Source organism: Kitasatospora sp. NPDC041988, assembly GCF_055588525.1.
The window spans coordinates 1-3,506 of the sequence record NZ_JBVJCO010000105.1; the positions used below are offsets into that span (position 1 = coordinate 1).

General features: G+C 69.6%; 6 protein-coding genes. 2 read left to right on the forward strand and 4 right to left on the reverse strand.

Annotated elements, in window-relative coordinates; translation table 11 throughout:
• Positions 1 to 123: 123 nt before the first annotated feature.
• The 3 genes from ACZ6NC_RS41820 to ACZ6NC_RS41830 all read right to left on the reverse strand — a co-directional run bounded on the left by ACZ6NC_RS41820 (position 124) and on the right by ACZ6NC_RS41830 (position 2,059).
• Positions 124 to 660, reverse strand: coding sequence for a GNAT family N-acetyltransferase (locus tag ACZ6NC_RS41820; protein WP_465739128.1), 537 nt, complete (start codon positions 658 to 660; stop codon positions 124 to 126).
• 338 nt (positions 661 to 998) lie between these two features.
• Positions 999 to 1,181, reverse strand: coding sequence for a DUF397 domain-containing protein (locus ACZ6NC_RS41825; RefSeq protein WP_465739129.1), 183 nt, complete (start codon positions 1,179 to 1,181; stop codon positions 999 to 1,001).
• Complete coding sequence (locus tag ACZ6NC_RS41830) at positions 1,178 to 2,059, reverse strand: helix-turn-helix domain-containing protein (RefSeq protein WP_465739130.1); 882 nt, start codon at positions 2,057 to 2,059, stop codon at positions 1,178 to 1,180. Before ACZ6NC_RS41830 ends, ACZ6NC_RS41825 begins: the two co-directional genes overlap by 4 nt.
• A gap of 127 nt (positions 2,060 to 2,186) precedes the next feature.
• On the opposite strand from ACZ6NC_RS41830, the gene ACZ6NC_RS41835 reads away from it, so the two are divergent.
• Both ACZ6NC_RS41835 and ACZ6NC_RS41840 read left to right on the forward strand, forming a co-directional pair.
• Positions 2,187 to 2,663: an ATP-binding protein gene (locus ACZ6NC_RS41835; protein WP_465739131.1), complete on the forward strand. Its 477-nt coding sequence runs from the start codon at positions 2,187 to 2,189 to the stop codon at positions 2,661 to 2,663.
• Positions 2,653 to 2,811, forward strand: coding sequence for a hypothetical protein (locus tag ACZ6NC_RS41840; RefSeq protein ID WP_465739132.1), 159 nt, complete (start codon positions 2,653 to 2,655; stop codon positions 2,809 to 2,811). Before ACZ6NC_RS41835 ends, ACZ6NC_RS41840 begins: the two co-directional genes overlap by 11 nt.
• An 85-nt stretch (positions 2,812 to 2,896) precedes the next feature.
• Here the strand turns inward: ACZ6NC_RS41840 and ACZ6NC_RS41845 are convergent, their stop codons facing one another.
• The gene (locus ACZ6NC_RS41845; RefSeq protein ID WP_465739133.1) at positions 2,897 to 3,418 is read right to left on the reverse strand and encodes a GNAT family N-acetyltransferase; all 522 of its coding nucleotides are present in this window, start codon (positions 3,416 to 3,418) and stop codon (positions 2,897 to 2,899) included.
• Positions 3,419 to 3,506 lie beyond the last annotated feature (88 nt).

Here is a 3,506-nt window from a genome sequence, read left to right on the forward strand (position 1 = left end):
CCCCCCCCCCCCCCCCCCCCCCCCCCCCCCCCCCCCCCCCCCCCCCACCCCCCCCGCCCCCCCCCCCCCCCCCCCCCCCCCCCCCCCCCCCCCCGCCGGGGATGACGCGGTCGTCCCGGAGGGCTAGATGCCGAACGCCGCGGCCCAGCGGACCGTTCCGGACGGCAGCGGGTCGCCGTCGTTCAGGCTGAGAGCCATCCACGCCTCGTCGGGGGCGTCGATGGAGAGCCGGAGCCCGTGCGCCGAGGCGCGGACGAAGCCGAACCGCGGGTAGTACGTCGGGTGCCCGAGCAGCACGACGAAGCGCTCGCCCACCCGCCGGGCGGCGTCGAGCGCGGCCAGGACGGTGCTGGAGCCGGCGCCGGAGCGCTGGTGATCGGGGTGCACGGAGACCGGGCCCATGGCGAGCGCCGGGACGTCACCGATGAACGCGCGGCTGAGCACGACATGGCTGACGGGGATGCCGGTCGGGTCGGCCGGGTCGGTGGCGACGACGGAGAGGCCGTCGATCCAGCCCTCGTCGGTGCGGAGCACGGCGAGGAGGTCGGCCTCCATCGGGCGGCCGAACGCGGCCAGGGTGAGGGCCTGGACGGCCGGGACGTCCGCGTCGGTCTCGACGCGGGTGAGCCAGGAGGAGGCCGGGGAGGAAGAAGAAGACATGGTGAAACCCTTGGATGAAGGGCCCCGGCGTCACACCATCACACCCGGTCGGTACGGGGTGCGGGAAAGTTCAGACCAGGGCCCGGGCGATGAGAATGGTCATCCGGGCGCTGCGCAGCACGGGCGCAGCGGTCATCACCGCGGCCACAATCTCACCTTCCCTGTCTCTCTCGGCATCCTGGTCAAGCACGGACTCGTCGACCGTAACACCGGCGGGGGATCGGGCGCCCCTGGTTTTTCGCCGGTACCGGTACACGGCCCGTGCAGACCCGTACAGAGTCCGGATGTACGCCGGCCGCCCACCGAAACGGTGGACGGCCGAGGCGAATGACGGTGCATCAGAGGTCGGAGGCGAACTCCACGAAGGCCTTCCATGCGGCGGGCTCGAAGGCCAGCTGGGGGCCGCTCTTGTCCTTGGAGTCACGGACGTGGATGACAGCGGGCGTCTCGGCGACCTCGATGCACTCGCCGCCTTCGTTGCCGCTGTAGCTGCTCTTGAACCATGCCAGTTCGGTGCTCATCGTTCTCCCAGCATCTTCTCGATCAAGGCCAGGGACTCCTGCGGAGTATGGGCCTGCGCCCTGAGGGTGCCGTATCGCGCGTTCAGGATACGGACCTCGTCCTGATCCGTAATCAGCCTACTGCTCGTCTGAACTTCGATGTAGCCGTTCTGGGGCCGGCCCTTGGGCGTGATCAGAATGAACGGGCCGCCCATACCCGCGTGCTCTGTTCTGTCGAGCGGCAGCACCTGGATCACCATGCCGCGGCTCTGTCCGACCTCCAGCAGTCGGCGAAGTTGCCCCGAGTGCACGTTCCACCCACCCAGGGGTCGCCGGAGCACGCTCTCGTCGATCACCCAGCTGAAGATGGCTCTGGGCCATCGCGTCAGGATTTCCTGCCGTGCCATGCGGGCCGCCACCCGCATCTCGATCACTTCCTCCGAGAGCAGCGGCTGGCGCATCTCGTATACCGCCCGTGCGTGGGCCTCCGTCTGCAGCAGGCCTGGCATGTCAATCATGCTGAAGTGATGAAGCTCGATCGCCTCTGCCTCAAGCCCCGCGAAGTCCCGGAACCACGCCGGGTGCCGCACCCGAGCCTTGGCCTTCGCCCGCTGCACATCGTCCTTGGCGATGCTCAGCATTCCTCCCGCGTCGAGGAGTTTGTCCGCCGCCTCCAGCAACTCCGGCTGCGGCGTCCGCTTTCCGCGCTCCACCAGGCCGATCATGGCCTCGGTATAGCCGACCTGGACGCCAAGCTCCCTCTGCGTCATCCCCGCCCGCTCGCGCAGCAGCTTGAGCTGTTTGCCGAGGGCGCGGAAGAAGTCCGAGACCTCGGCGAGGTCCTCCTCCAGCTCCGGCCGAGCCTCGCCGCTCGCTCCGCCACCCCGTACGTCACCCACTGCGACCACCCCTGATTTCAGGTCACGCCCAACAGCCCGAACAGGCAACCGTCTGCACCCGATCAGATACTCACCGTGTCCGCCGAATGCATGGTCAGGGTACGCCCGGCCCCCCACGCTATGTCTCATGAAGTCCGAAATCCCCCTCGACATCAGCGCCCCGTGCCGCCTCACCGCCCTCCTCACCCCCACCCCCAAGGGGGCCGCCATCGGCCGGCGCATCGCCAGGCAGCAGCTCACCGCCTGGCGCCTCAACTCCCTTGCCGAGGAGCCCTTCCACTCCGCCCTCCTGATCATCGCGGAGCTCTCCGCCAATGCCTCCACCCACGGCCGCGTCCCCGGTCGGCGCTTCGAATTCACCCTCGCCCTCACAACCAACCCCCACCACGGCAACCCCGTCCTCCGCATCGAGGTCTCCGACTGCCGGGGCGACCGTCACCCCGTCCTCCCCGCCGCCTGCGCGCCCAACTCCCAGTCCGGACGCGGCCTCATCCTCATCGACGCCCTCGCCGACCGTTGGGGCACCGACCCCCGCCACCCCAATGCCAAGACCGTCTGGGCCGAACTCGACCTCCCCGCCGCCCCCTTCGCCCATGCCGCTTGAACCCCACCCCACCACCAAGGCGGCCGCCCTCACCCTCCTCCCGATCGCCCTCCTCGTGGCCCTCACCGCCTGGGCCTGCCCCACCCACCCCGTCAAGCCCCCGGAGCCCACTCCCGTAACGACCGCCACGACTACCCCAACCCCCTGACCGCCGCCGCACAGGAAGTCGGCCCCGCCGACTTCCTGCTCCTGGCGCCGTCGTACCGACACGCCAGGGCGCGCCGCGAGCCCTGTCAGAGTTCGCCGAACGGGTGGCGCTCGGCGAACTCCGGGGCGGTCATGCCCAAGAGCACCAGGTCGTGATGGCGCGCGGCGAAGAACTCGTGGTCGCGCAGCCTGCCTTCCTCGACAAAGCCGAGCCTGCGGTGCAGCGCGAGCGACGCGTCGTTGTACGCATAGATGCCTGCCTCGCACTTGTGATAGCGCCGCTCGCCGAACATGAAGCGCAACAGCAGCACGATCGCCTCGGACGCATATCCGCGCCGCTGGTGGGCGCCGCTGATGCCGAGGCCATGGGCGAACCTGCCGGTGCGTGGGTCGGCGTTGTGGGTCGAGATGACGCCGACCAGTTCTCCACTGTCCAACGCCTCGATGGCCAGACGGAAGCAGTCTCCGATGGGCTTGGCAACGGCCTGCTCAGCCGCCCACGCGCGGTAGCCCGCTACGGAACGCGGCGGGTAGAGCGCATCCACCGACCGCTGGTGTTCCGAAAATCCGTCCATCTGCATGAACGCTTGCCAGTCCTCGGGGAGCAATGCTCAAGACCTGTGGATCGACGACGGGAGGAGCGCGGCAGGCGTACCTTCCCGGTTGATCCTGTGATGGTCACCGAGTAGGCCCGCG